Genomic DNA, 23732 nt, shown 5'->3' with positions numbered 1-23732 from the left:
GCACCCGTGAGCCCGCCCGCCGCGACGGCAGAGTGCGCGTCACGGGCGACTCACGACAACGTCACAGCCGGCGCATAGATCCCACCGGAGACTCGCTCAGCCTGCCGCCCTCACCGGCGGCGTGCGCGTGCTCAGGCGTGCGATGCCTGGGCGGCGCGGATGCGCTCGAGCACCAGGAGGCGCAGCTCCTCGGGGGCGTCCTCCTTGCAGGCGCGCGCGACCACCTCGGTCAGGGTCTTGGACACCACCGCTTCTTCGCGGCAGCTCTCACAGGTGTCGAGGTGGGCTCGGATGTCGGATTCCTTCGTCCGGCACACCTCGTTGCGGAGGAACTCCTCCAGGTCCTGCCGCGCTTTCTCGCAACCGCAGTCGGTCATTTCTTGCTCCTCGATGCGGTGGGACGGATTCCTCGCTCCGCCGCGTAGTCGGCCAGCAGGTCTCGCAGCATCCGCCGACCGCGGTGCAACCTGCTCATGACCGTTCCGATGGGGGTCTTCATGATGTCGGCGATCTCCTGATAGGCGAAGCCTTCGACATCGGCCAGATACACCGCGAGGCGGAAGTCCTCGGGGATCGCCTGCAGCGCATCCTTCACGACCGATGCCGGCATCCGGTCGATCGCCTCAGCCTCAGCCGACCGCGAGCTCATCGCCGTCGTCGACTCCGCACCGCCCAGCTGCCAGTCCTCCAGGTCATCGATCGTGCCCTGGAAAGGCTCGCGCTGCTTCTTGCGGTACGTGTTGATGTAGGTGTTGGTGAGAATGCGGTACAGCCACGCCTTGAGGTTCGTGCCCTGCGTGAACGACGCCCACGAGGAGTACGCCTTGACGAAGGTCTCCTGCACCAGATCCGCGGCGTCGGCGGGGTTGCGCGTCATGCGCATCGCCGCGCCGTACAGCTGATCCATGAACGGGAGCGCCTGCTCCTCGAACTGCGTACGGGCATCGCCCGTGCTCGTTTCGGTCTGATCTGACTGATCCATCGCGAGCCAGTCTAGATCGTCGACCTGTTCGAGCTCCGGTGAACGCTCCAGCGTCGCGTTCATGCGCCTCCTCGTTCGTGTCGTCCGCTTCTCACATCGGGTGCAACCGGCATGTCGCGAGCACTATTCCCCCACCGCACCGGTTGTCAATGTGCACCCGGCATATTCGTCCGATCCGATGGGGCCAAGTAGGGTGGAGCCGATGAGTGCACAGATCGACCTCGCCACCGCAACAGCACCCCAGGGCGCATACGCGGCACCGGTCGCAGACGCGCCGGTGCACGCCACGCTCAGCGTGCCCGGATCGAAGTCCCTCACCAATCGAGAGCTGATCCTGTCGGCCCTGGCGGAGAGCCCGAGCCGGCTGCGCTCTCCGCTGCACTCCGACGACTCCGCACGGATGATCGACGGATTGCGCGCTCTCGGCGTGGAGATCGAGGAGACCGAGGCGAGCGGACCGTTCGGACCCGATCTGCAGATCACCCCGCCTCGTGCCTTCTCTGCGGGCGCCGAGGTGGACTGCGGCCAGGCGGGTACCGTCATGCGGTTCCTGACGCCGCTCGCCGGACTCGCCACCGGAGAGGTCACGGTGACCGCACACGAGTCGGCACTGCATCGCCCGATGGGCGAGATGATCAGCGCGCTGCGCGATGTCGGCGTCGACATCGACGACGCCGGGCGCTGGTCGCTCCCCTTCACCGTCGTCGGCCACGGACACATCCGCGGCGGCGAGATCGTCATCGACGCATCGCGCTCGAGCCAGTTCGTCTCCGGGCTCCTGCTCGCCGCTGCACGGTTCGATGTCGGCCTCCAGCTGCGCCATTCCGGTCAGCGCCTGCCGTCGATCCCCCACATCGAGATGACAATCGACGTGCTCGCACACCGCGGCGTGCACGTGGAGCGCACCTCGCCCACCGACTGGGTGGTTCCGGCCGGGTCCATCCGCGGCAAGGACGTCGCCATCGAGCCCGACCTGTCCAATGCCGCGCCGTTCCTCGCTGCCGCCCTCGTCACCGGCGGCGCCGTGACCATCACCGGGTGGCCGGCACGCTCCACGCAGCCGGGTGCGCTGCTGACCGAGATCCTCCCCCAGTTCGGCGCCCGCGCCACCCGCCGTGGCGGTGCCCTGACCGTCACCAGCACCGGCCCCATTCGCGCGGTGGACCTCGACCTCACCGCGGCGGGCGAGCTCGCTCCCACACTGGTGGGTCTCGCAGCTCTCGCCGACGGCGTCAGCACGTTCCGCGGTATCGGCCACATCCGCGATCACGAGACCGATCGGATCGCGGCGCTGGTGGCCGAGCTGCGCGCCATCGGCTGCGGTGCGGAGGAGACTCCGGACGGCATCATCGTCACCCCGGCTCCGTTGCACGGGGCCACGTGGAAGGCCTACCACGACCACCGCATGGCGACGACCGGCGCGCTGCTCGGCCTCGCCGTCCCCGGAATCGTGATCGACGACATCGGCACCACCGCGAAGACGCTGCCGCAGTTCACCGCGCTGTGGGAGCTCATGCTCAGCCCGCGCGAGGAGTGCCCGGAGGACGCCGCCGCGTGAGCTGGCTCGGAGACTTCGACGACGACGAAGACGAGTTCGACGAGAGCGATATCCGCATCCGTCCGAACCCGAAGGCCAACCGTCCGCGGACCAAGCGCCGTCCGGCACACGAAGACGCGACGATCGGCCGTGTGCTCGGAGTGGACCGCGGCCGCTACAGCGTGCTGCTGGACGAGGACACCGACGACGAACGCACGGTGACGGCCACGCGAGCGCGCGAGCTGCGCAAGACGCCGATCGTGACCAACGATCGCGCGCGTGTGGTGGGTGACCGCACCGGCGAGGCCGGGACGCTGGCGCGCATCGTCGGGATCGTGGACCGCACCTCTCTGCTGCGCCGCAGCGCGGACGACACCGATCAGGTGGAGCGGGTCATCGTGGCCAACGCCGATCAGATGCTCATCGTGGTCGCCGCCGCGGATCCCGAGCCGCGCGAACGGCTGGTGGACCGCTACCTCGTGGCCGCACTCGACGCCGGCATACGCCCGCTGCTGGTGGTCACCAAGACGGACCTCGCCGACCCCACGGCCTTCCTGCAGCATTTCGAGACGCTCGCGGATCTGCGCGTCTTCCGCAGCGCGCGCGGTGAGGTACCGCTAGATGAGATCGGTGCGGCACTGGTCGGACACGCCACCGTGTTCGTCGGCCACTCCGGCGTCGGAAAGTCGACGCTCATCAACGCCCTCGTGCCGAGCGCCGGGCGCGCCACCGGGCATGTCAACGACGTCACCGGCCGCGGGCGCCATACCTCCTCGTCCACGGTCGAACTGCGCTTCCGGGGCGCGGGCGGCACGGGCTGGGTGATCGACACCCCGGGCGTGCGCTCGTTCGGCCTCGGACACGTGGACACGGCGAACATCCTCGCGGCGTTCACGGACCTCGCCGAGATCGCCGAGGACTGTCCGCGCGGATGCACCCACCTGCCCGATGCACCCGACTGTGCGCTCAACGAGGCGGAGGCCGAGGGAGAACTCGGCCCCGCCGGCAGCGCCCGCCTGGACTCGCTGCAACGACTGCTCGCGACGTTCGAGTCCTGACGCCTGTTTTGGCGTCGCGCCCGCGGCCGCGCCTAGGCTGAGATCATGACGCAGCGCCTGGAACCCGCAACGCCCGCTCCCGACTTCACCCTGACCGCTCAGAACGGCGAGTCCGTCACTCTCAGTGCACTGCGCGGCGGTCCCGTGGTGCTCTACTTCTACCCCGCCGCGATGACGCCGGCCTGCACCGCCCAGGCCTGCGACTTCCGTGACTCCTTCGCCCCGCTGCAGGCGGCGGGTTACACCGTGCTCGGCGTCTCCCCCGATGACGTGGCCAAGCTCGCGCGCTTCCACGAGCGCGACCACCTGCCGTTCGATCTGCTGGCCGATCCGGACCACGCCGTGATGGACCAGTACGGCACGTGGGGTGAGAAGAAGAACTACGGCCGCACGTACGAGGGTGTGATCCGCTCCACCTTCATCATCGACGCCGACGGCATCATCCAGGAGGCGCTGTACAACGTCCGCGCCACTGGGCACGTCGCGCGCATCATGCGCATCCTCGGTCTGGCCGGCTGACGCCGAGCAGACTCAGCGGGAAGAATCCTCCGGCGCTTCGTCCGCGACCGCCTCGTGGCTGCGGTCCGGGCTGCGTCGCGCGGCCACGATGATCAGGACGAAGCCGATGATGGCGGGGACGATCAGCCAGGCGCCGACCAGGGGGTGCGGTGACGGCCCTGTGCTCGCGCCGAGTCCCACCGCGAACACCAGCACCTGTGTCACGATGCCCCCCGAGCGCCCCCAGGTGCGGCCACGGAGGATGCCGGCAGCGAACGCGAGGATGCCGATTCCCAGCACGATCGTGAGCACCAGCAGCGCGAGCGCACTCACCAGGTCCGCAGTATCCCCGGCGAGGATGGCACCCACCTCGACAGCGGCGAGGACGAGGGTCACCACCCCCTCGAGGGCGACGATGATGGATGCGGCGATGGTTGCGGGCTGCGGGCGCGGCGAGACCGGTTCGGGGATCGTCATGGGTGCTGCGCGTCCTTCTCATCGTGTCGTGCGTCGCGTAGATCTGCTGCGCACGACGGGGGCATGTGGGCCTGTTCCGGCGCTCGTCGGTCGCGGATACCTGGCTGTGAGAATCAATTAACCCTTGATTCACCCGGGAATCCGTGGAACCATTATCAGTGCCGTGTGCTCCCACAGCGGCGTGGGACGAGCGCTCTGCTCGTATATACACAGGGTATCCAACCCACCCGGGGTAGACACCGCATCCGTGCGTCTCCCCACCACCCCACACCCCCACCTACAAGGAGCACGAAGAATGGATTGGCGCGATAAGTCCGCCTGCCTGACGGTCGACCCTGAGCTTTTCTTCCCCGTCGGGAACACCGGTCCCGCCGTGGATCAGATCGAGAAGGCCAAGGCGGTGTGCGCCCGCTGCACCGTCACGGAGATCTGCCTGCAGTACGCCCTCGAGACCGGTCAGGACTCGGGTGTCTGGGGAGGCCTCTCCGAGGACGAGCGCCGCGCCCTGAAGCGTCGCGCCGCGCGCGCCCGCCGCGCTTCCTGAGGCGCAAGCGCCCGAACCCGAACGCCCCCGGTCACGACCGGGGGCGTTACGCGTTGCGCGGCTCAGCCGTCGGCGCGGATCCACTTCAGCGGGATGTCGATGGTCACCTCGGTGCCCGAGCCGGTGAGGGTGTGCCAGTCGATGGAGCCGGACAGCTCGCCCTGGATCAGAGTGCGCACGATCTGCGTCCCGAGCCCCTGTCCCACCTGTCCCTCCGGGAGACCGCTGCCGTCGTCGCGCACGCGCACCTCGAGGTGCTCTTCGTCGCGCTCGGCGATGATCTCGACCACGCCCTCGTCCTGCTCGGCCAGACCGTGCTCGACCGCGTTGGTGACCAGTTCGGTGAGCGCCAGGGCGAGCGGAGTCGCGTACTCGCTGGGAAGGCTGCCGAACTTGCCGGTGACGTGGGTGCGAGCGCGCGTCCCGGCACCAGCGGCCACTTCGGCGACCAGCTTCAGGACGCGGGTGAAGACCTCGTCGAAGTTCACGTTCTGCGTGAGACCGCTGGCCAGGGTGTCGTGCACGATCGCGATCGACGCCACGCGGCGCATCGCCTGGGTGAGCGCGTCGCGCGCCTCCTCGGAGTGGGTCCGCCGCGCCTGGATGCGCAACAGGGACGACACCGTCTGCAGGTTGTTCTTCACCCGGTGGTGGATCTCGCGGATCGTCGCGTCCTTGGTGATGAGCTCCTGCTCCTGGTGGCGGAGCTCCGAAACGTCGCGGCAGAGGATGATCGCTCCGATCCGCTTGCCGTTGTTCTTCAACGGGACCGCGCGCATGGACACCGTCACCCCGCGCGCTTCGATGTCCGAGCGCCAGGGGGCGCGTCCGGTCATGACCACCGGAAGAGACTCGTCCACTTCGCGACCCGCGGGCAGGATCTCAGCGACCACCTCGACCAGGCTCTCGCCTTCGAGCTCATCGTCGAATCCCATGCGGTTGAACGCGGACAGCGCGTTCGGGCTGGCGAACGTCACCGTGCCGTCCACGTCGAGACGGACCAGCCCGTCCGAGGCCCGCGGAGCGCCACGGCGCGGTGCGGTCGGGGCGTCCAGATCGGGGAAGTCGCCCGTGGAGATCATCGAGAACAGGTCGTCCGCGCACTCGTTGAACGTGATCTGCTGGCGCGAGGGCGTCCGCGCCTCGCCGAGGTTGGTGTGACGGGTCAGGATTCCGATGACGTTGGGCTTCTCCCCCACCACCGGCCGGGTGCGCACGATCGGCACAGCGCGCACGCGGGTGGGGACCTCCTCGAACCACTCGGGCGAGGACGAGTCGACGATGGTGGCCGTCTGGAAGCTCTCCTTGATCTGCGCGTACCACTGCGGACGCACGCTGTCGCCCACGATGTCGCGGTAGAAGAGTGTGGCCGCGCCGCCGGGGCGCGTGTGCGCGACCGCGATGAACGAGTCCTCCGGTGTGGGTACCCACATCACGATGTCCGCCGACGCGAGGTCGGCGAGGAGCTGACCGTCACCGGCGAGACGATGGAGCCATTCCACGTCTGCTTCGTCGGCGCGGCCCTGCAGGTAGACGAGATCACTGAGTGTCGACACTCCGTAAGCCTATTGGCTCCCGCGCGCACTTCCCCGAGTGCGCCGGGCACGTCGTCCCGCCTGCGGGCGTCGCGGCGGAGCATCCGCGGCGCCCGGGGCGTCCAGCAGCGCCGCGATCCGGCGCACGGCGGCGGTGAGCGCCGAGCGTGGGGCGGCGACGATCACCGGCAGTGCGTGCAGCACGGCACGATCGGCGGCGGAGCCATCGTCGGGAATGAAGTGCACCTCGGTGGCCGCCGCGTAGCGCTCCAGCGTGCGACGCAGCTGCCCGCGGGCGTCGAGCCCGATGGCGCGTGATCGTACGCGGTTGACCACGACGGTAATCGGGGTGGCCGGGGCCAGCTCTCGCAGTTCGGTGACCGCCCGCACGAACCGGGAGACGCCGATCGGGTCCGCGGCGCACACGGCGATGATGCGGTCCGCCCGCTGCAGCGCCGCGATCGTGGCCGCGTTGCGCCGTGGTCCGCCATCCAGGTCGCTGACGATCTGCTCGTCCTGCTCGATGAGCGCCGAGGTGTCGATGAAGACCTGGTCGCTCCAGCGCGCGACCGCATCGATGACGGCGCGCATCCGGTCCGCCGGGAGCTCGGGCCAGCGCGAGGGGCGGTTGATCCCGGACAGCACGGCAAGCGCATTCTTCTCGATCGGCACAAGGTCGCGGATGCGGGCGTACTCCGCCTCGTCGAATGACCGGCGACCCGCCTGACGGCACGCGCCGGCAAGCCCCGGCGTCTCCTCCGCGAGACCCAGCATCGCGGCCACCGCCGGCGCGTGACTGTCGGCGTCGATGAGCGCCACCTCGGTCCCGCTGCGCGCCCGCTCGGCTGCGAGAGCGACCGCGAGAGTGGAGCGCCCCGGAGCGCCATGCGGACCCCACACAGCGATCACGTCGCTGCGCCGCGAGCTCAACGGCCCGGGAACGGCGGCGACGGATGCCAGCACGGCACGCGCGGTCGCCTCGCGCACCGGGACGACCCCGAGCCGCGCCGCGAGGTTGACGCCGGCCTCATCCAGCGCGAGCGGGACGACGCGCACGCGCTGGGCGTCACAGCGGGCCAGCAGCGCGCCATCGAGTTGCCGGGGATCCGCCAGGAGAACCAGGGCATCCACCCCGGCCAGCGCATCCGGCTGACCGATCTGGAGGGGACCCAGGACGGCCACCCGCTCGCCGACGGCCTCCAGCTCCTCGCAGAGCGGGCGAGCGATGGACGGGGGCAGACACACCGCGATCGTGCTCATGAACCGCCGCCCGCGCTGATCACCGACAGGGCGCTGCCCGAGGAGATGGCGGCGAGAACGTCTGGCACCGCGTCACGGGGAACGACGAGTTCGATCAGCGCCGATGCCGTGCGCACCATCGAGTCATCCGCGCGCACCGAGACCACCACGGCACCCGAGACGAGCACGCGCGGGGTCGGAGCGTCGGACTCACCGGAGCCGTCCATCCACACATCCACGGTGCTGCCCGTGCGGACCCCGGATGCCACCTCGACCGCACTGCGGATCACGACGGTCGTCAGCTGCGCGGAACCCTCCGGAGCCAGGGCGTCGCGCGGCACCAGCTCCCCCGGTGCGACCACGCGGGTGATCACGCTACCCGGCGGCACCTCCGAGGCGAGGATATAGTGCTCTGACGTCGTGCCGAGCATCACCTCCGTGCTCTGCAGGTCGTCCGGCCCCAGCGTCTGCCCCGGAAGCAGCGTGCCTGCGGCCGTCGCGACGGCCACGGTGGTCCTCGCGGCTGAGACGACTCCCCACACCGCCGCCACGGAGGCGGCGACCAGGGCGATGCCGATGAAGAAGCGGGCGTCGGAGAAGAAGCGGTTGCGGCGGCTGGACATGTGGGCGATGTTCGCAGACGGCCCACCTGCCACGATGGCGACTATCCACAGTGTGAGATCCGCCGCACGGCCGCACGGCCGCACGGCCGACGATTATCCACACTCACCAGATCGCCGCCAGAATATGTTCCCCACGCGTCATAATCGACTCATGCCCGACATCAGCGCCCCCGGACGCCACGTCTCGCCGGCGCAGGTGGCAGAGCTCCTGGACCTCACGGTGGACGATGTCCTCGCGCTCGTCCACGAGGGTCGGCTGCGCGGGGCACGCATCGGAGCCAGTCATCAGTGGCGCATCGAAGAGGCGTCGATCGTCGACTATCTCGACGAGCAGCGCGAGGAGGCGCGGCGCATCGCCCTGTGGCGTCAGTCGGACACCGCCAGCTTCCCCGAGATGTGGGGCGTCGTCCGGCGCGATTGAGGCGCCGCCCGGTCACACCATCGTGCTGACCGTGCGCACCTGGCCGATGGCGGCGAAGGGGATCACGATGTGCGCGCGAACCTCGCTGGCCCGCCGTGGGCGACCGGATTCGTGCACGGCGAGATCGAGATGGTCAGCCCCCGCCCGGTCGATCGTGCCGTGCAGGATCTCACCGTCGACCAGCCGGACGGTCACGGGACGACGCCGGCGAGCGAGATCTCGCATGAGGAAGCCGAACACCACCCGCCCGCTCAGTTCGTCCTCTGTCGCAGGCAGCGCAGAACGCAGAATCGCCGCGTGCTCGGTCTGCACCGTGCGAATCGCCGCCAGCGGGTACAGCGCCAGTCCATCGCCGCTGGCGGTGGCGTCCCAGAGATCCGCGCTCCGACGCCCCGGCTCGCTGCCCGCGGCGTGGTACCCCGCCCCACCGTCGTCCGCCACGATGGCGAGCCAGTCGGCACCCACTCCGACGACGCGCCCCGAACCGCTCACCCCGGCCGCGCGCACCGTGACGACGGCTCCGTCGGCGATCAGCGACGTCAACCGGGTCCGCAGCGCCAGGCGCGCAACCCGCAATCGCTCGGTCTCGGTGTTCAACGCCGCGCGCTCAGACTCCCATTCCGCGTCGAGCTGCGATTCCAGGTCCTCGAAGAAGTCATCCCATCGCACCGCGCGACTCTAGCGCGGCCGCGGCGCACGTCCCGGGGCCTGTCCCCAGGGCCCCCTGAGGCCCCGCGGTCCCCCCGGTTCTCGCGTGCGCCGGCCCTCCGACGGCGGCATCGCGCGCGCATAGGCGTATTCCTGACCCCAGTTCTGTGGTCATTCTCGTCACGAGGCGCGCGAGCATGACAAGCTGGGCTTCGCCACAGAGTCCCCGCGCTGTGAGGGGACAATCATGGCCACGGCCACCGGCGCGGTGCGCGCGTTGCAACGCGCAAGCACAGTGGAGATCGCGGAGTTTTTCGCACCGCAGCGAACGAGCACCGTCGACCTCCCCGACCCTGCTGTACTGCTACGAAATCTCACCGTCGGGGTCCTGGAGTCGCTCGCCGGTGTTCGCGACGTCGACCAGCTCGCCCGCTGGCTGTCGCAGGAGGCGTTCCTGTCCGTCGTCACTCGCGTGGGCCTCGCCACCCGGGCGCGCAGTGCACGTGGCGTCGCCGCGGCCCGCCCCCACCAGCGGGTGTTGTGCGTGAGGCATTCCAGTCCCGCCGACGGCGTCGTGGAAGGTGTCGTGGTGGTCGCAACGCCCACCCGTACGCGCGCGGTCGCCATTCGACTCGAGGGTTACGACCGGCGCTGGCGCGCCGTGTCCCTGGCCCTTCTCTGAGGCTTCTCCCCCTGAGAAGACGCGGGCCGCGAACCCGCACCCGTACCGGAGCGCTCCCAATCCGTTTCCGGTGCATCATGGGCTCGTTCTGAGTCCAGAGGGCCGGTCTCCGTTCTGGAGACCGGCCCTCACGACATCAGGACGAGCGGGGAGTCACTGGCGGTAGCTGGACAGGAAGTTCCCGATGCGCTCGATCGCGTTCCCGAGCACGCGCGCCTCGGGCAGAGTCACGACGCGGAAGTGGTCCGGCGTCGCCCAGTTGAAGCCGGTGCCCTGCACGAGCAGGATGTGCTCGGCCACCAGAAGGTCGTAGACCAGCCGCGCGTCGTCGTGGATCTCGTGGACCTCGGGGTCCAGCCGCGGGAACGCGTACAGCGCGCCACGTGGCTTCACACAGGACACGCCGGGGATGGCGTTCAGCCCCTCCCAGGTGACGTCACGCTGCTCGTGCAGCCGCCCTGAGGGGGCGATGAGGGCGTCGATGGTCTGCACTCCGTCGAGCGCCGCTTGCACCGCATGCTGGGCGGGGGCGTTCGGGCACAGCCGCGTGGATGCCAGCAGGTTGACGCCCTCCAGGAAGCCCGCCGCGTGCTTCTTCGGTCCGGTGATCACCATCCATCCCGAGCGATAGCCGGCCACCCGGTAGGTCTTGGACAGGCCATTGAACGTGAGGCAGAGCAGATCCGGCGCGAGCGTGGCCGTGGGGATGTGCTGCGCGTCGTCGAAGAGGATGCGGTCGTAGATCTCATCGCTCAGCAGCAGCAGCGAGTGCTCCCGGGCGATCTGGATGATGCCCTCCAGCGTCTCCCTGCTGTAGACGGCACCGGTCGGGTTGTTGGGGTTGATGATCACGATGGCCTTGGTGTTCGGCGTGATCTTGGCGCGGATGTCTTCGAGATCGGGATTCCACTCGTTCTGCTCGTCGCAGATGTAGTGCACCGGGGTCCCTCCGGACAACGAGGTCATGGCGGTCCACAGCGGGTAGTCCGGTGCCGGGATGAGCACCTCGTCCCCCTCGTTGAGCAGGGCCTGCATCACCATCGTGATGAGCTCGGAGACGCCGTTTCCCAGGAACACGTCGTCCGGATCGACGTGGGGGAAGCCCGGGACCTGCTCGTAGCGGCTGACGATCGCCCGACGGGCGGACAGGATGCCACGGCTCTCGGTGTAGCCATGAGCGGTCGGGATGGCCGCGATCATGTCACGGACGATCTGGTACGGGGCCTCGAATCCGAACACGGCGGGGTTGCCGGTGTTCAGTTTCAGAACGGGATGTCCTGCTGCCTCCAGCCGCGCCGCCTCGGTCAGTGCGTTCCCCCGGATTTCGTAGAGGACGTTCTTGAGCTTGGCGGACTGATCCAGCGGACGGAGTGGGTTCATGTCCCAAGGGTAGTCCCCCGCGCGGGGTGGTCCTGACCGTCCACTCCCGCCTCGGTGGCCTGTCCAATGTCCGAGGGCCGTGGCAGGATGACGCCATGCATCAGCACGTCAGCTTCATCACCCTGGCCACGGCGGATCTCGATCGCGCGGCCGCCTTCTACGTCGATGGACTCGGATGGACCCCTGCTTTTCGTGGCGAGGACGTCCTGATGTTCCGCGTCGGGCCCGCGCTCATGCTCTCGCTGTGGACGGAGACCGGATTCGAGAGCGAGGTCGGTCCGCTACGGCGCGGTCCGGGCGCCGCTCCGCTCACTCTGGCCCACAACGTCTCCTCGCCGGCGGCGGTCGACGCAGTGCTTGCCGATGCCCAGCGCGCCGGCGCCCGCGTTGTACCGGGCGAGCACCGCGCCTGGGGCGGGTACTCCGGTTACTTCGCCGACCCCGACGATTTCCGGTGGGAAGTGGCCTGGAACCCCGACCCCGAGATGGCGTTCGCCAACGTCCCTGCCACGTGAGAACAGCGTGGGCCCCGGAGATATCCGGGGCCCACGCTGTTCTTAGGAGTCGGGTGGCTCAGCGCTTCTTGCCCTGTGCCCGACGCTCGGCGCGGTTGGAAGCACTGCCCTGACCGGGCTCCACCTTCTGACCGAACGCCCCGCGCTCGGCCGGCTTCTCCGCCTCCGGCGCATCGGTCGCGGCGGCGGCAGCAGCGGCACGGCGCACGCGATCGGTGGCCGCCTGCTGAACCTGGCCCTTGTCGTTGCGGACCTCGACGTCCCCGGCCTCGCCCGGTGCCGAGTACTCCAGCTTCGCGCTGTTGTCATCGGGGTTCTGCAGACCCTTCGCCTGCACCTGGGTGACCTCGCCGTCCTCGGCGGGACGGACCTCGACCTCGAGGTTGAACAGGAAGCCGACGGCCTCCTCCTTGATCGAGTCCATCATCGACTGGAACATCGCGTAGCCCTCGCGCTGGTACTCGATCAGCGGGTCACGCTGCGCCATGGCGCGCAGGCCAATGCCGTCCTTGAGGTAGTCCATCTCGTAGAGGTGATCGCGCCAGCGGCGATCCAGCACCTGCAGCACGACACGACGCTCCAGCTCACGCATCGCGGCCTCGCCGAGCTTCTCCTCGCGCTGCTGGTAGGCGATCTGCGCGTCGCTCAGGAGCTCGCGCTTCAGCCCGTCCTGGCTGATGCGTCCCTTGGAGCCGCCGGCTTCCGCCACGACCTCGTCGATCGTCACGTTCACGGGGTAGAGCGTCTTCAGCTCAGTCCACAGCGCATCGAAGTCCCAGCTCTCGGTGTGACCGGACTGGGTGTGCTCGTCGACGATTCCGCCGATGGCGTCCTCGATGAAGTGCGCAACGCGGTCCTTGATGTCATCGCCTTCGAGCATGTGACGGCGGTCGGCGTAGATCGCCTCACGCTGACGGTTGAGGACATCGTCGTACTTCAGCACGTTCTTGCGGATCTCGGCGTTGCGCGCCTCGATCTGGGACTGCGCCGACTTGATGGCGCGGGTGACCACGCCCATCTCGATCGCCGTGTCGTCCGGAAGGTTGGAGCGCTGCAGCATCGACTCGGCGAAGCCGCTCTGGAACAGGCGCATGAGGTCATCGGTGAGGCTGAGGTAGAACCGGGACTCACCGGGATCGCCCTGACGTCCGGCACGACCGCGCAGCTGGTTGTCGATGCGGCGCGATTCGTGGCGCTCGGTGCCGAGGACGTAGAGACCACCGGCCTCCCGCACGGCTGCGGCGTCCTCCTCGACCTGCTTCTTCATCGCCGCGTACGCGTCATCCCACGCGGCCTCATACTCCTCCGGCGTCTCCACCGGATCCAGGCCACGCGACTTGAGCTCCTGAACCGCGAGGAACTCGGCGTTGCCGCCGAGCATGATGTCGGTTCCACGACCGGCCATGTTGGTGGCGACGGTGACCGCACCCAGGCGTCCGGCACGCGCCACGATCTCGGCCTCGCGCGCGTGGTTCTTCGCGTTGAGGACCTCGTGCTTGATGCCCTTCTTCGCCAGCAGGCGCGACAGGTACTCGCTCTTGTCCACGGACACCGTGCCGACCAGCACCGGCTGCTTCTTCTCGTGGCGCGCGGCGATGTCCTCGACGATCTGGGCGAACTTCGCCTGCTCGTTCTTGTACACCACGTCCGGCTGGTCCTTGCGGATCATCGGCCGGTTGGTCGGGATCGGCACCACGCCCAGCTGATAGGTGGACATGAACTCCGCCGCCTCAGTGTCGGCGGTACCGGTCATGCCGGCGAGCTTGTCGTACAGACGGAAGTAGTTCTGCAGGGTCACGGTGGCGAGAGTCTGGTTCTCGGCCTTGACCGGCACACCCTCCTTGGCCTCGATGGCCTGGTGGATGCCCTCGTTGTAGCGACGGCCCACGAGGATACGGCCGGTGTGCTCGTCGACGATCATGACCTCGTCGTTCATCACGACGTAGTCGGTGTCGCGCTTGAACAGCGCGAGGGCCTTGATCGAGTTGTTGAGGAAGGAGATGAGCGGCGTGTTGGCGGACTCGTAGAGGTTGTCGATGCCGAGGTAGTCCTCGACCTTCTCGATTCCCGGCTCCAGGACGCCCACCGTGCGCTTCTTCTCGTCGACCTCGTAGTCGATCTCAGGCTCCAGGGTGCGGGCGATGCGCGCGAACTCGGTGAACCACCGGTTCGCCTCACCCGAGGACGGGCCCGAGATGATGAGCGGCGTGCGGGCCTCGTCGATGAGGATGGAGTCCACCTCGTCCACGATCGCGTAGAAGTGACCGCGCTGGACGAGGTCCTCCTTCTGCCACGCCATGTTGTCGCGCAGGTAGTCGAAGCCGAACTCGTTGTTCGTGCCGTAGGTGATGTCGGCGTTGTACTGCTCGCGGCGCACCGCCGGGGTCTGCCCGGAGACGATCACGCCCGTGGTCATGCCGAGCGCGCGGAACACGCGTCCCATCAGCTCGGACTGGTAGGTGGCGAGGAAGTCGTTGACCGTGATCACGTGCACGCCCTCGCCCGCGATCGCATTGAGGTACGCGGGAAGCGTGGCGACGAGGGTCTTTCCCTCACCCGTCTTCATCTCGGCGATGTTGCCGAGGTGAAGGGCCGCACCGCCCATGATCTGCACGTCGTAGTGACGCTGGCCGAGCGTGCGCTTGGACGCCTCGCGAACCGCGGCGAAGGCCTCCGGCATCAGGCTGTCGAGCGTCTCGCCCTTCTGGTAGCGAGCGCGCAGCTGTGCGGTCTCGCCACGCAGATCCTCGTCGGTGAGCTTGCTGTACTCATCCTCGAGTGCGTTGACGGCGTTGACCACTCGCTTCAGCTGGCGAAGGATGCGTCCTTCACCCGCACGAAGCAGCTTCTCGATCGGGTTCACCACGGGAGTCGTCTCCATCCATCGGGTCGTGCGCATGCTCGCGCCGCTGCCGCCTTTCGACGGCACACTCGCCCATGTTATCGGTCCGTGACCTCAGAGGCGGCTGGATATGCACTCTGCTCGCTCACGGCGATCAGCCGGACGGCCCCCAGGAGCACCACGGCGAGCAGCACGGAAGTCACGGCGAGCACCCCGGTACCGGCGAGCACGGTACCCGTGACGGCCGGCGCTGCCGGGGCGCCGGTCCACAGGGGCGCCCCCATCACCAGAGCAAGAGCCGCCGCCCACACGGCGCCGACGCCGACAGTGAACGCCCGCGCAGGTCTTTCGCGGCTGAGGTCGACGACCAGGAGCACTCCGCCGACGACGATGACGAGCTGCACGGCCAGCGCGAGCAGCGGCAGCCGTACGCCCGCGACCTGCAGGGCGGCGCCGGCCAGCGGTGCCAGAGCGACGGCGAACGCCCCGATCACGCCGGCCGTGCCGTGAATGAGAGTTCCGGGTCCAGTAGTGACGGCGAGGACCGCCAGCGTCACGGCGGCGCAGATCACGAGGGCCGACAGGGTGTCGGTGCCGGCGGGCACGAGGAGGGCGGAGAGCGCGGAGACCAGTCCGATCCCGAGGAGCAGGACGCCCGCCGCAGTCCAGGCGGTGGTGCGGGTGAGACGCATGCCTCCAGGGTATTGCTCCGGAAAATGATTGCGCAGTATGTGATTTCTCGATATACATATACCCGGAAACGTGATACCGGAACGTTGGGGAGTCACATGTCGGTCCGCCAGAGCCTTCTCGCCATCCTCGATCAGGGGCCGTGCTACGGGTACCAGCTTCGCTCCGAGTTCGACCGCCGCACCGGTTCGACGTGGCCGCTGAACGTCGGTCAGATCTACAACACCCTCGAACGCCTGGAACGGGACGGCCTGGTACGCCGCGGTGACCCGGACGACGCCGGCCATGTGTTCTGGGAGATCACCGACGCCGGACGCTCGGAGGTCACCGCCTGGCTGTCGTCCGCTGTGGCGCGCACCGGTGGCACACGAGACGAGCTGGCCATCAAGTTGGCCGTCGCGGCCACGCTTCCGGGCGTGGACGTCACCGCGGTGATCCAGACGCAGAGGCAGGCGACGCTCGCCCAGTTGCAGGAGCTCCACCGCACCTCCTACGCCGGACCGGCACCGGACTCCCCCGAGGAGCTGGCGTGGTCCCTGGTGGTCGACTCGATGATCTTCCAGGCCGAGGCGGAGGCGCGGTGGCTGGATCACACCGAGCAGCGCCTGCGTGTTCATCCGCAGCATGCACTGGAACTGGAGCTGTCCACCGAGCGCCCCCGGCGCGGCCGCCCCGCAAAGTCGCGCAGCTGATCCGTCGCGGAGCTGATCGGAAAAAAGTTCCCGACATCTGAGACCTTTCGTGCGGCTGCGGACATACCCCTATGAAGCAGTCCTCATCCGACACCGGACGATGATGTATCGAAGGAGCACGGACACGATGCCCAGCAAGGTTCCCCCCACTCTCACCCTCTCCGCCGCCATCGACCCCGCCGCGCTCACGCTGCCTCCGACGGAGCCGATCGACATCACCGAGCTCATCCGCGCCGAACTCGAACGCTGAGCGCGCGGGTGAGTGCGCGCTGAGCGAACCCGCAGCCCCGCGCCGCACCTGCCGCCTAGGATCAACACATGGCAGGTTTCTGGGGCAGGCGCAGGCGCGAGGAACAGGAAGCTCAGGACGCGGCGGATGCGGATCTCGCCCGACGCGCGGGAGCGGCCCTGGTGTCCGCGGACGAGCGCATTCGCGTGACGACCGACGAGCTGGAGTTCGCTCGCGCCGAGCTCGGCGAGAAAGCAGTCGGTCCCCTGGCCGAAGCGCTGACCGCCGTGCGCACGCATCTGCGTGAGGCCTATCAGCTCAATCAGCTCAACCATGACGAGATCCCCGACACCGTCGAGGAGACCCGTACCCGCAACGCACGCATCATCCAGCTCTGCGAATGGGCGGAATCCGTGCTCGACGAGCGGACCGCAGCCCTCCAGGACCGTATCGAACTGGTGCGCCGAGCGCCGCAGATCCTCGAAGGCGTCCGCCGTGACACCGCCGCACTGAGCGAGCGCGTCCCGGGAGCGAAGGAAGTCATCGCCCGTCTCGAGCTGCGCTACAACGACGACGCCATGCGCCAGATCCGCAATGGTGCCGACGAGATCGAGAACCTGCTCGCCTTCGCCTCGCACAGCGCCAATGTGTCGGCGCGACGTCGCGAGGCCGGTCGCAACGAAGAGGCGAACCTCGCGCTCGAGACCGCGACCGAGGCCGTGAGACGCGCCACGACCATCCTGGACGGCATCGACGACTTCGAGCTCGAGGCGATGCGCGCCGAGTCGACGCTCGCGGACGTCATCGCCGACTCCCGCGGAGACCTCATCCGGGCTCGCACCGCGCCCCGCTCGCCGGCGGTCACCGCAGCGGCCACTCAACTCGACGCCGCGCTTCGGGCCCTGCCCGCGCCCGGCACACGCACCGATCCCTTCACCGAGCTGTCGGTGCTTCGCGAGGCCAACAGCGCGCTCGATGACGCCATTGCGAAGGCTGTGGAGCGCGCCGCCCGACCGCTGCCGCCCATCGCCACCGTCCGTCACGCCGTGGACGACGCCGATCGGCAGCTGGCCGTCGCCCAGAACGTCATCTCCGGGCATCGCGGCTGGATCGGCGCGGACGCACGCACGCGTCTGGCGGAGGCGGAGCGGCTGCGCCAGGACATCGACCAGCTCATCGAGCCGGAGGACACCCGGGAGCAGGCTCTGATGCTGGCACGGCGCACCGGCAGCCTCGCCGCACAGGCGCTGCAGCTGGCACAGCGAGACATCGACTCGTCCCGTCCCGACGACCGCTGGGACGGCCCGCGCGGCGGCGGGCGCGGAATGTCGGGCGGCGACATGCTCGGCGGCCTGATCGGCGGGGCCATCCTCGGCGGCATCATCGGGGACATCTTCGACTGAGCCCAGGACACACGACGAAGGGGCTGTGCAGCGGATGCTGCACAGCCCCTTCGGGTGATCGGGTCAGGACGCCTGCGCTGCCGCGGTGGGCTGGGCGAGCGTCGTGAGCGAGATGACGCCGTAGTCCCAGCCTTTGCGGCGGTAGACCACGGACGGGTGGTCGGTGCGAGCGTCCACGAAGAGGAAGAAGTCGTGGCCGACGAGTTCCATGCGGTCGACCGCATCCTCGACGCTCATCCACTCCGCATCGAACCGCTTCGTGCGGATCACGACGGGGGTGTAGTCGGGCTCGTCCTCGTTGCCGGTGATGATCGGAATCTCACCCGTGGCCACAGATCGGAGCACCTCGGCCGAGGCAGGCTGCAAGTCGATGCCGGTGAGGCCCTCGCCCTTCTGGAAGTGCGCACCACGCGGATGATCCCGCGCCTCGATGCGCTTGCCCTTCACGCGACGGATCTGCTCGGCGAGCTTGTCCAGCGCGAGATCGAGCGCGACGAACTTGTCTGCGTCCGTCGCCTCGGCCCGTACGATCGGGCCCTTGCCCACCAGGGTGAGCTCAACGGTCTCGTCGTCCATCCGGCCCTGCTTGTAGGCGTGATGGGTGACCTTCACATCGAGGCGCTGCGCTCGCGGCGCGAGCGTCCCGACGCGGGCGGCCTTCTCCTCGGCCACCTCGCGAAACCGGTCCGAGATCCCCACGCCGACACCAGCGAAGTTGATTTCCATCTCTGACCTCCTTGTCCGGTCCGCCCACGGGGCGGGCGGACCCAGCCGCTTAGTTGTCGTCCACCGTAGCCCCCGGACGCCGACATGTCACCTGTCATTTGCCGGTGTGTCATCTCGGTCCGCGCTGAGCGCCGTGGCGGCGCCGAGAACGCGTGCGCCACCGGCGCGAAGAGTCGCGGCAGCGGCGTCCAGTGTGGCGCCGGTGGTGACCACGTCGTCGATCAGGACGACCGGACACCCGGGTCTCAGCACCCCGCGCAGGGCGAACGCACCGGCCATGTTCGCCGCCCGATCCCGCCTCCCGAGCGCGCGCTGATCGGCCACCCGGCGCGTGTGACGAAGCACACGGACGGAGTGCAGCCCGCCGCGGCTCGCCATCAGTTCGACGGGGTGAAACCCCCGTCGGCGATAGGAGCGCGCCGACGAGGGGATCGGGACCAGCGCGATCGGCTGAGCGCCGAAGTCCCGCTCCGCGCGGACCTCGGCGACGAGGGCGTCGACGGCGCGGCGCAGCGCTGCGCCCAGTGGCCGGGCGCAGGGCGTCTGACCGGCCTTGTACGCCCGCATCACCGGCGCTGCCTCCTCCCAGCGCCAGGAGCTGAACACGGCCGTCCCGCCCGCCGTGCCGCGTCGCGCAGGACCGCCCCGGTCCAGTGCGTGGATGCAGGGCTCGCACACCGCGGGGCCGTCGATGCCGCATCGCACACACGCAGAGGGAACCAGGAGGTCGAGGAGTTCACTGATCAGGCGTCGCATACACCCAGCGTGACGCCCTCAACGTTCCTGCGGCGGCCCGCACGGCTCGCCCTCCACCGTTTCCCGCGCGGACAGGACCTGGGCAGGAGCGGATCGCTCAGCGAATCACGGTCTGCACGTTCGCCAGCACCGTGATGCCGTCGGCGACCTTCTGGAACACCGAGTTGCGTCGCGAGTAGAGCGTGCCGTCGGAGCTCAGCAGCCGCACGTTCGCGGTGCGGTTGACGCCCGCCAGGTGTGCGGCGCCGTCCGGAGCACGGAACCCATCGCGAACGCCGCCGATCGAATCCGATCCGAACCAGGTGTCCGTGCCCTCGCGGCTCAGCACGCCGACGGTGAGCGGGTCGAGCCACGCGACGTCCAGGCCGGTACCGCTCAGATCGCGCAGCCGCTTGAACTCACCGAGCCCCGTGGGCTTGCCGTCGGCCCCGCGCAGCACCGGGAACCAGCCGAGGATCGCGGAGGAGCCCTCCGTTCCCAGTACCGCCAGCCGTGTGCCATCGCGCGAGATCTGCATCGCCTGCACCGACGTCAGCTCGGTGATCCCACTCGTGAGGGGGATCTCCTGATCCTGTGGCGAGCTCACCTTGAGCGACGACGGGTCGGCGCTGCTGGTCCAGACGAACCCTTCCGGATCCACGGTGGGCTCGATCAAACCGGGGCGATTGTCCAGCACCACACGATCCGCGTCGTCGGTGTACCGGTAGACGGTGCCGTCCTGCCCCCGCCCGACGGCGACGGCCGGTGCCGCCGAGGTCCCCGTTCCGCTGATCAGGACGAGCGCATTCGGCGAGGTCTCGTGGATGTCGACGGCGAGCAGCTCACTGGGAGTCAGACTGTTGCCGCTGACCGTGACGGCGCCGTTGGCGGTGAGCGCGAAGAGCGTGCTGTCCACGGTCCCCGCATCCACGGTCTGCGGGGCGGGCGACAGCGCCGTCGCCCCGACGCTCATCGTCACCGACGAGGCGCCGAGGCTGCGTTCGAGCTGCAGCTTCATGAGCCCGAGAGTGCGGGAGTCGTCGGTGGGAAGCTCCGCGAACGAGACCGTCGTGCCGCTGTCGGCCTGCACGACGGAGCCGTCCTGCAGCGTCGTGCCGTCGGGGATGGCCGTGCGCACGGCCGGGGCGATGTCGGCGCTCGGCCCACGCAGCAGTGCGGCCACGGTGCGTTCGGCCGCGCCCAGCTTGGGGAAGTAGCGCTGATCCGGCACGAGGTAGTGGAAGGTGGGATCGAAGAACATGAGGGAGGTGGACTGATAGGAGGCGTAGAACAGGTTCGACTCCATCACGATGCCGTCCGGTGCGGAGGTGATGCGCCACTCCCCCGCGTCCGGGCTGCCGGCCGGCTGCTTCTCGAGCTGGAACGGGAGGACGATCGGCTGTGGTGCGGCCTGCCGGTACACCCCCTCCTCATCCACCACGGCAACGGGCTTCACCGTCATGGTGACCGTGCCGTCTTCGGCCACCTCGGATAGCTCGCGCTCGTTGAAGGAGTCGATCGTCACGCTCTGGTTGGGCTGCCAGGCGACGGACGGCGCCAGGAACTTCCGCGCGGTGGCGAAGTCCCCGCGCGGACTGTTCGCGGCCTGAATGAAGTCGCGGACGATCCGGTCGGGGTCGGAACCCTTGACCGGATCGGATGCCTGCACCTCGATCTGCTCCTCGCCGCCGAGCGGCTGGTCGAGCACGACGGCCTGCACCGAGGACGACGTGGGCATCGCCCCACAGCCGGAGAGTGCGAGCGCGAGCACGAGCGCAGCGGCGACGCCGCTGCCGCGACGGATGTTCCCGGTCATCATGAAGGCTCCTCCTCCGCTGTGCTCTTCTTGGCGACGGCACTGGTCAGACCCGCCACGAGGATCGGCTGGGTGATGCCGAGCTGCTCGAGCGCGGCACCGGCATCGCTCGGCTCCAGAGGCACCGGCGACAACGTGGAGAGCGTCTCCCCGTCCCGCGGCAGCACGAGGACGAAGTTGGTGCCCTCACCGGGACGCGACCACACCTCCAGCGTGCCGTGGTGCAGCTTCGCGTCGCCGAGCGCGATGGACAGGCCGAGGCCCGTCCCCCCGATCGTGCGCTTGCGCGACGGGTCCGCGCGCCAGAACCGGTCAAACACCCGCTCGGCGTCCTGGGGCGTCATCCCGATGCCGTAATCGCGCACGCCCAGAGCCACGACGTGCTGATCACTGTCGACGGTGACCACGATGGGGCGCCCTTCACCGTGCTCGATGGCGTTGCCGAGCAGGTTGCGCACGATCCGCCGGATGCGGCGCGGATCGATGTCGATCGGCGAGTAGCCGCCGGGCGCGACCAGGCGGATGTCCGACCCGCGCTGCTCGGCGAGCTGCTGCATGCCCTCGATGCAGTCCTCGGCGAGCTGCGCGACGCTGGTGGGTTCCAGCTCCAGCTGCACGGAACCCGCATCGTATCGGCTGATCTCCAGCAGGTCGGTGAGGAGCACCTCGAACCGCTCCACCTGCGTCTGGAGCAGCTCCGCCGAGCGCGCGGTGACCGGATCGAAGTCGTCGCGCTGCATGTTCAGCATGTCGGCGGCGAGCTTGATGGTGGTCAGCGGCGTGCGCAGCTCGTGCGAGACGTCTGAGACGAAGCGCTGCTGCACCAGCGACAGATCCGCCAGCTCCTTGATCTGGGATTCCAGGCTGTCGGCCATCGCGTTGAAGGAGCGACCGAGCGCCGCGATCTCGTCATCGCCACGCACCTGGACGCGCACCCCGAGATCGCCGCCGGCGAAGCGGGCGCTGGTCAGCGCGGTCTGCGCCACGGGAGCGGCGACCTGCCGAACAACGAACCAGGAAATCAGTCCGACCACCACCAGCAGCAGCAGACCGGCGATCCACAACATGAGCTGCAAGAACCCGAGCGTCTGCGACGCGGAGCTGAGGTCGTACACGAGGTACAGCGCGTAGGCCCCGTATTCGGGCAGATCCAGCTGACGGCCGATGATGATCGCGGCCACCGGCTGGCCGTCCTGGGTGATCTGGGTCGACTGCCACCACATGCCATCGGGCTTGTCCTGGACCTGGGCGCGCAGCTCAGCGGTGATGATCGCGGGATCCAGATCTCCCCAGAGCCGGTCCTGCCAGACGTTGTCCACCGGCACGTCGGTGTCGATGCGCAGCATCGCTCCCTGATCGCTCGCGGAGCGTTCGATGAGGTCCTGGTTCATCGTCTGCAGCGTGGGGATCAGGGTCGAGCGGCCGCCGGCGAGGTCGGCCCGGTTGAGGAGCTCCTGTGCCGCCTCGGAGGCCCGACGAGCGTCGGAGGCGACCTGCTCGTAGCGCGAGGTGAACAGATAGTTCTGAATGACGAAGCTCATCACCACGAACGACACCAGCACGGCAATGGCCGTCAGCGACACCGCGGTCGCGGTGGTGCGAAACCGCAACGAGGAGTTCCAGGAACGGCCGATGCGCGCGGCCCAGCCGCGGATGCCGCCTTCCGCCGCGAGGCGTGCCTCGAGGCTCATGAGCTCATTCCACCGCGCCAGCGCGGTAGCCGACACCGCGCACCGTGGTCACGATCCGCGGGTTGTCCGGGTCGAGCTCGACCTTCGCGCGCAGGCGCTGCACGTGCACGTTCACCAGCCGCGTGTCCGCCTTGTAGTGATAGCCCCACACCTGTTCCAGGAGCATCTCGCGGGAGAACACCTGCTGCGGCTTGGAGGCCAGCGCGACGAGCAGCTCGAACTCCAGCGGCGTGAGGGCGATCACCTCGTCGGCGCGGCGCACCTCGTGTGCGGCCACGTCGATGGTGAGATCGCCGACGCGCAGCACCTCGGAATCTCCCGCGGTGGTCGGACGCAGCCGCGTGCGAATGCGCGCGACCAGCTCCTTCGGGTTGAAGGGCTTGACCATGTAGTCGTCGGCGCCGGCTTCCAGGCCCGTGACCACGTCCGCCGTGTCAGCACGCGCCGTCAGCATGATGACGGGGATGCCCGACTCCGTGCGGATGCGGCGGCAGACCTCGATGCCGTCCATACCCGGAAGCATGAGATCGAGCAGGATCAGGTCCGGCTTCTCATCGCGGAACGCCTGCACCGCTTCGGACCCATCCGCGCAGAACACCGTTTCGAAGCCTTCGGTGCGCAGCACGATACCGATCATCTCCGCGAGCGCGGTGTCGTCATCGACGACGAGGATGCGAGACGTCATAGCGACGGATGGTCCTTCGTTCGAGCATGCCGGACGGGTGTCGGCTCTGCTCCAGCGTAATCGACACGCCTGCAGAACGGTGGG

25 protein-coding genes are annotated in these 23732 nt (G+C 68.8%); 10 read left to right on the top strand and 15 right to left on the bottom strand.

The window, feature by feature from the left end; translation table 11 throughout:
- Nucleotides 1-131 precede the first annotated feature (131 nt).
- On the bottom strand, nt 132-377 hold the full coding sequence (locus tag LQ566_RS15535) for a zf-HC2 domain-containing protein (RefSeq protein ID WP_231092682.1): 246 nt from the start codon (nt 375-377) through the stop codon (nt 132-134).
- Nucleotides 374-1045: a sigma-70 family RNA polymerase sigma factor gene (locus LQ566_RS15530; RefSeq protein WP_308071095.1), complete on the bottom strand. Its 672-nt coding sequence runs from the start codon at nt 1043-1045 to the stop codon at nt 374-376. Before LQ566_RS15530 ends, LQ566_RS15535 begins: the two co-directional genes overlap by 4 nt.
- Nucleotides 1046-1184: 139 nt before the next feature.
- Between LQ566_RS15530 and aroA the strand changes: the two genes are divergently transcribed.
- The 3 genes from aroA to bcp are packed head-to-tail and all read left to right on the top strand — an operon-like array spanning nt 1185 to nt 4096.
- Nucleotides 1185-2540: a 3-phosphoshikimate 1-carboxyvinyltransferase gene (aroA, locus tag LQ566_RS15525; protein ID WP_231092681.1), complete on the top strand. Its 1356-nt coding sequence runs from the start codon at nt 1185-1187 to the stop codon at nt 2538-2540.
- Nucleotides 2537-3577, top strand: coding sequence for a ribosome small subunit-dependent GTPase A (rsgA, locus tag LQ566_RS15520; RefSeq protein ID WP_231092680.1), 1041 nt, complete (start codon nt 2537-2539; stop codon nt 3575-3577). Before aroA ends, rsgA begins: the two co-directional genes overlap by 4 nt.
- 45 nt (nt 3578-3622) lie before the next feature.
- Nucleotides 3623-4096, top strand: coding sequence for a thioredoxin-dependent thiol peroxidase (bcp, locus tag LQ566_RS15515; protein WP_231092679.1), 474 nt, complete (start codon nt 3623-3625; stop codon nt 4094-4096).
- Between the two features lie 12 nt (nt 4097-4108).
- On the opposite strand, the gene LQ566_RS15510 is transcribed toward bcp, so the two are convergent.
- Nucleotides 4109-4552, bottom strand: a complete 444-nt coding sequence (locus LQ566_RS15510; protein ID WP_231092678.1) for a histidine kinase — start codon at nt 4550-4552, stop codon at nt 4109-4111.
- A 295-nt stretch (nt 4553-4847) separates the two neighbouring features.
- On the opposite strand from LQ566_RS15510, the gene LQ566_RS15505 reads away from it, so the two are divergent.
- Nucleotides 4848-5096, top strand: coding sequence for a WhiB family transcriptional regulator (locus LQ566_RS15505; protein WP_023955350.1), 249 nt, complete (start codon nt 4848-4850; stop codon nt 5094-5096).
- Between the two features lie 62 nt (nt 5097-5158).
- Here the strand turns inward: LQ566_RS15505 and LQ566_RS15500 are convergent, their stop codons facing one another.
- Genes LQ566_RS15500 through LQ566_RS15490 form a run of 3 tightly spaced genes read right to left on the bottom strand, consistent with a single transcriptional unit; the run spans nt 5159 to nt 8493 of the window.
- Nucleotides 5159-6652 carry a sensor histidine kinase gene (locus tag LQ566_RS15500; RefSeq protein WP_231092677.1) on the bottom strand — a complete coding sequence of 498 codons (1494 nt, stop codon included), beginning with the start codon at nt 6650-6652 and terminating at the stop codon, nt 5159-5161.
- A 9-nt stretch (nt 6653-6661) separates the two neighbouring features.
- Nucleotides 6662-7891, bottom strand: a complete 1230-nt coding sequence (locus LQ566_RS15495; RefSeq protein WP_231092676.1) for a CpaE/TadZ family protein — start codon at nt 7889-7891, stop codon at nt 6662-6664.
- On the bottom strand, nt 7888-8493 hold the full coding sequence (locus LQ566_RS15490; RefSeq protein WP_231092675.1) for a hypothetical protein: 606 nt from the start codon (nt 8491-8493) through the stop codon (nt 7888-7890). Before LQ566_RS15490 ends, LQ566_RS15495 begins: the two co-directional genes overlap by 4 nt.
- Before the next feature lie 151 nt (nt 8494-8644).
- On the opposite strand from LQ566_RS15490, the gene LQ566_RS15485 reads away from it, so the two are divergent.
- Nucleotides 8645-8914 (top strand): helix-turn-helix domain-containing protein, encoded by a 270-nt coding sequence (locus tag LQ566_RS15485; RefSeq protein ID WP_231092674.1) that lies wholly within the window; start codon nt 8645-8647, stop codon nt 8912-8914.
- A 12-nt stretch (nt 8915-8926) separates the two neighbouring features.
- On the opposite strand, the gene LQ566_RS15480 is transcribed toward LQ566_RS15485, so the two are convergent.
- Nucleotides 8927-9583 (bottom strand): hypothetical protein, encoded by a 657-nt coding sequence (locus LQ566_RS15480; RefSeq protein WP_231092673.1) that lies wholly within the window; start codon nt 9581-9583, stop codon nt 8927-8929.
- A gap of 226 nt (nt 9584-9809) precedes the next feature.
- Between LQ566_RS15480 and LQ566_RS15475 the strand changes: the two genes are divergently transcribed.
- Nucleotides 9810-10244, top strand: coding sequence for an Rv3235 family protein (locus tag LQ566_RS15475; RefSeq protein WP_231092672.1), 435 nt, complete (start codon nt 9810-9812; stop codon nt 10242-10244).
- 153 nt (nt 10245-10397) lie between these two features.
- Here LQ566_RS15475 and LQ566_RS15470 read toward each other — a convergent pair whose 3' ends face one another.
- Nucleotides 10398-11624, bottom strand: coding sequence for a pyridoxal phosphate-dependent aminotransferase (locus LQ566_RS15470; protein ID WP_231092671.1), 1227 nt, complete (start codon nt 11622-11624; stop codon nt 10398-10400).
- 95 nt (nt 11625-11719) lie between these two features.
- Between LQ566_RS15470 and LQ566_RS15465 the strand changes: the two genes are divergently transcribed.
- Nucleotides 11720-12139 (top strand): VOC family protein, encoded by a 420-nt coding sequence (locus LQ566_RS15465; RefSeq protein WP_231092670.1) that lies wholly within the window; start codon nt 11720-11722, stop codon nt 12137-12139.
- A 58-nt stretch (nt 12140-12197) separates the two neighbouring features.
- Here the strand turns inward: LQ566_RS15465 and secA are convergent, their stop codons facing one another.
- Both secA and LQ566_RS15455 read right to left on the bottom strand, forming a co-directional pair.
- Nucleotides 12198-15005 carry a preprotein translocase subunit SecA gene (secA, locus tag LQ566_RS15460; protein WP_231092747.1) on the bottom strand — a complete coding sequence of 936 codons (2808 nt, stop codon included), beginning with the start codon at nt 15003-15005 and terminating at the stop codon, nt 12198-12200.
- A gap of 74 nt (nt 15006-15079) precedes the next feature.
- Nucleotides 15080-15673 (bottom strand): hypothetical protein, encoded by a 594-nt coding sequence (locus LQ566_RS15455; RefSeq protein ID WP_231092669.1) that lies wholly within the window; start codon nt 15671-15673, stop codon nt 15080-15082.
- A 96-nt stretch (nt 15674-15769) separates the two neighbouring features.
- Between LQ566_RS15455 and LQ566_RS15450 the strand changes: the two genes are divergently transcribed.
- From LQ566_RS15450 to LQ566_RS15445, 3 genes are all read left to right on the top strand, one after another.
- Entirely contained in the window at nt 15770-16363 is a 594-nt protein-coding gene (locus tag LQ566_RS15450) for a PadR family transcriptional regulator (RefSeq protein ID WP_231092668.1), read from the top strand.
- A 127-nt stretch (nt 16364-16490) separates the two neighbouring features.
- Nucleotides 16491-16613: a hypothetical protein gene (locus tag LQ566_RS17560; RefSeq protein WP_269143251.1), complete on the top strand. Its 123-nt coding sequence runs from the start codon at nt 16491-16493 to the stop codon at nt 16611-16613.
- 68 nt (nt 16614-16681) lie between these two features.
- The gene (locus LQ566_RS15445; protein ID WP_231092667.1) at nt 16682-17995 is read left to right on the top strand and encodes a hypothetical protein; all 1314 of its coding nucleotides are present in this window, start codon (nt 16682-16684) and stop codon (nt 17993-17995) included.
- A 63-nt stretch (nt 17996-18058) separates the two neighbouring features.
- Here LQ566_RS15445 and hpf read toward each other — a convergent pair whose 3' ends face one another.
- The 5 genes from hpf to mtrA all read right to left on the bottom strand — a co-directional run bounded on the left by hpf (nt 18059) and on the right by mtrA (nt 23648).
- The gene (gene hpf, locus LQ566_RS15440; protein ID WP_231092666.1) at nt 18059-18721 is read right to left on the bottom strand and encodes a ribosome hibernation-promoting factor, HPF/YfiA family; all 663 of its coding nucleotides are present in this window, start codon (nt 18719-18721) and stop codon (nt 18059-18061) included.
- 87 nt (nt 18722-18808) lie between these two features.
- Nucleotides 18809-19477, bottom strand: a complete 669-nt coding sequence (locus tag LQ566_RS15435) for a ComF family protein (RefSeq protein ID WP_231092665.1) — start codon at nt 19475-19477, stop codon at nt 18809-18811.
- Between the two features lie 97 nt (nt 19478-19574).
- Nucleotides 19575-21275 (bottom strand): LpqB family beta-propeller domain-containing protein, encoded by a 1701-nt coding sequence (locus LQ566_RS15430; protein WP_231092664.1) that lies wholly within the window; start codon nt 21273-21275, stop codon nt 19575-19577.
- The gene (mtrB, locus tag LQ566_RS15425; RefSeq protein ID WP_231092663.1) at nt 21272-22963 is read right to left on the bottom strand and encodes an MtrAB system histidine kinase MtrB; all 1692 of its coding nucleotides are present in this window, start codon (nt 22961-22963) and stop codon (nt 21272-21274) included. Before mtrB ends, LQ566_RS15430 begins: the two co-directional genes overlap by 4 nt.
- A gap of 4 nt (nt 22964-22967) precedes the next feature.
- Entirely contained in the window at nt 22968-23648 is a 681-nt protein-coding gene (gene mtrA / locus LQ566_RS15420; RefSeq protein ID WP_231092662.1) for an MtrAB system response regulator MtrA, read from the bottom strand.
- Nucleotides 23649-23732 lie beyond the last annotated feature (84 nt).

Origin of the sequence: Microbacterium nymphoidis (genome assembly GCF_021044885.1) — a bacterium.
GTDB lineage: Bacteria > Actinomycetota > Actinomycetes > Actinomycetales > Microbacteriaceae > Microbacterium > Microbacterium nymphoidis.
This window is presented reverse-complemented; position numbering and strand designations above follow the sequence as displayed.

Excerpts from the sequence above, each read along its gene's own strand:
- LQ566_RS15535 (WP_231092682.1), bottom strand. The coding sequence starts at position 377 with ATGACCGACTGCGGTTGCGAGAAAGCGCGGCAGGACCTGGAGGAGTTC.
- LQ566_RS15530 (WP_308071095.1), bottom strand. The coding sequence starts at position 1,045 with ATGAACGCGACGCTGGAGCGTTCACCGGAGCTCGAACAGGTCGACGAT.
- aroA (WP_231092681.1), top strand. The coding sequence starts at position 1,185 with ATGAGTGCACAGATCGACCTCGCCACCGCAACAGCACCCCAGGGCGCA.
- bcp (WP_231092679.1), top strand. The coding sequence starts at position 3,623 with ATGACGCAGCGCCTGGAACCCGCAACGCCCGCTCCCGACTTCACCCTG.
- LQ566_RS15510 (WP_231092678.1), bottom strand. The coding sequence starts at position 4,552 with ATGACGATCCCCGAACCGGTCTCGCCGCGCCCGCAGCCCGCAACCATC.
- LQ566_RS15505 (WP_023955350.1), top strand. The coding sequence starts at position 4,848 with ATGGATTGGCGCGATAAGTCCGCCTGCCTGACGGTCGACCCTGAGCTT.
- LQ566_RS15495 (WP_231092676.1), bottom strand. The coding sequence starts at position 7,891 with ATGAGCACGATCGCGGTGTGTCTGCCCCCGTCCATCGCTCGCCCGCTC.
- LQ566_RS15490 (WP_231092675.1), bottom strand. The coding sequence starts at position 8,493 with ATGTCCAGCCGCCGCAACCGCTTCTTCTCCGACGCCCGCTTCTTCATC.
- LQ566_RS15485 (WP_231092674.1), top strand. The coding sequence starts at position 8,645 with ATGCCCGACATCAGCGCCCCCGGACGCCACGTCTCGCCGGCGCAGGTG.
- LQ566_RS15475 (WP_231092672.1), top strand. The coding sequence starts at position 9,810 with ATGGCCACGGCCACCGGCGCGGTGCGCGCGTTGCAACGCGCAAGCACA.
- LQ566_RS15470 (WP_231092671.1), bottom strand. The coding sequence starts at position 11,624 with ATGAACCCACTCCGTCCGCTGGATCAGTCCGCCAAGCTCAAGAACGTC.
- LQ566_RS15465 (WP_231092670.1), top strand. The coding sequence starts at position 11,720 with ATGCATCAGCACGTCAGCTTCATCACCCTGGCCACGGCGGATCTCGAT.
- LQ566_RS15455 (WP_231092669.1), bottom strand. The coding sequence starts at position 15,673 with ATGCGTCTCACCCGCACCACCGCCTGGACTGCGGCGGGCGTCCTGCTC.
- LQ566_RS15450 (WP_231092668.1), top strand. The coding sequence starts at position 15,770 with ATGTCGGTCCGCCAGAGCCTTCTCGCCATCCTCGATCAGGGGCCGTGC.
- LQ566_RS17560 (WP_269143251.1), top strand. The coding sequence starts at position 16,491 with ATGCCCAGCAAGGTTCCCCCCACTCTCACCCTCTCCGCCGCCATCGAC.
- LQ566_RS15445 (WP_231092667.1), top strand. The coding sequence starts at position 16,682 with ATGGCAGGTTTCTGGGGCAGGCGCAGGCGCGAGGAACAGGAAGCTCAG.
- hpf (WP_231092666.1), bottom strand. The coding sequence starts at position 18,721 with ATGGAAATCAACTTCGCTGGTGTCGGCGTGGGGATCTCGGACCGGTTT.
- LQ566_RS15435 (WP_231092665.1), bottom strand. The coding sequence starts at position 19,477 with ATGCGACGCCTGATCAGTGAACTCCTCGACCTCCTGGTTCCCTCTGCG.
- LQ566_RS15430 (WP_231092664.1), bottom strand. The coding sequence starts at position 21,275 with ATGATGACCGGGAACATCCGTCGCGGCAGCGGCGTCGCCGCTGCGCTC.
- mtrB (WP_231092663.1), bottom strand. The coding sequence starts at position 22,963 with ATGAGCCTCGAGGCACGCCTCGCGGCGGAAGGCGGCATCCGCGGCTGG.
- mtrA (WP_231092662.1), bottom strand. The coding sequence starts at position 23,648 with ATGACGTCTCGCATCCTCGTCGTCGATGACGACACCGCGCTCGCGGAG.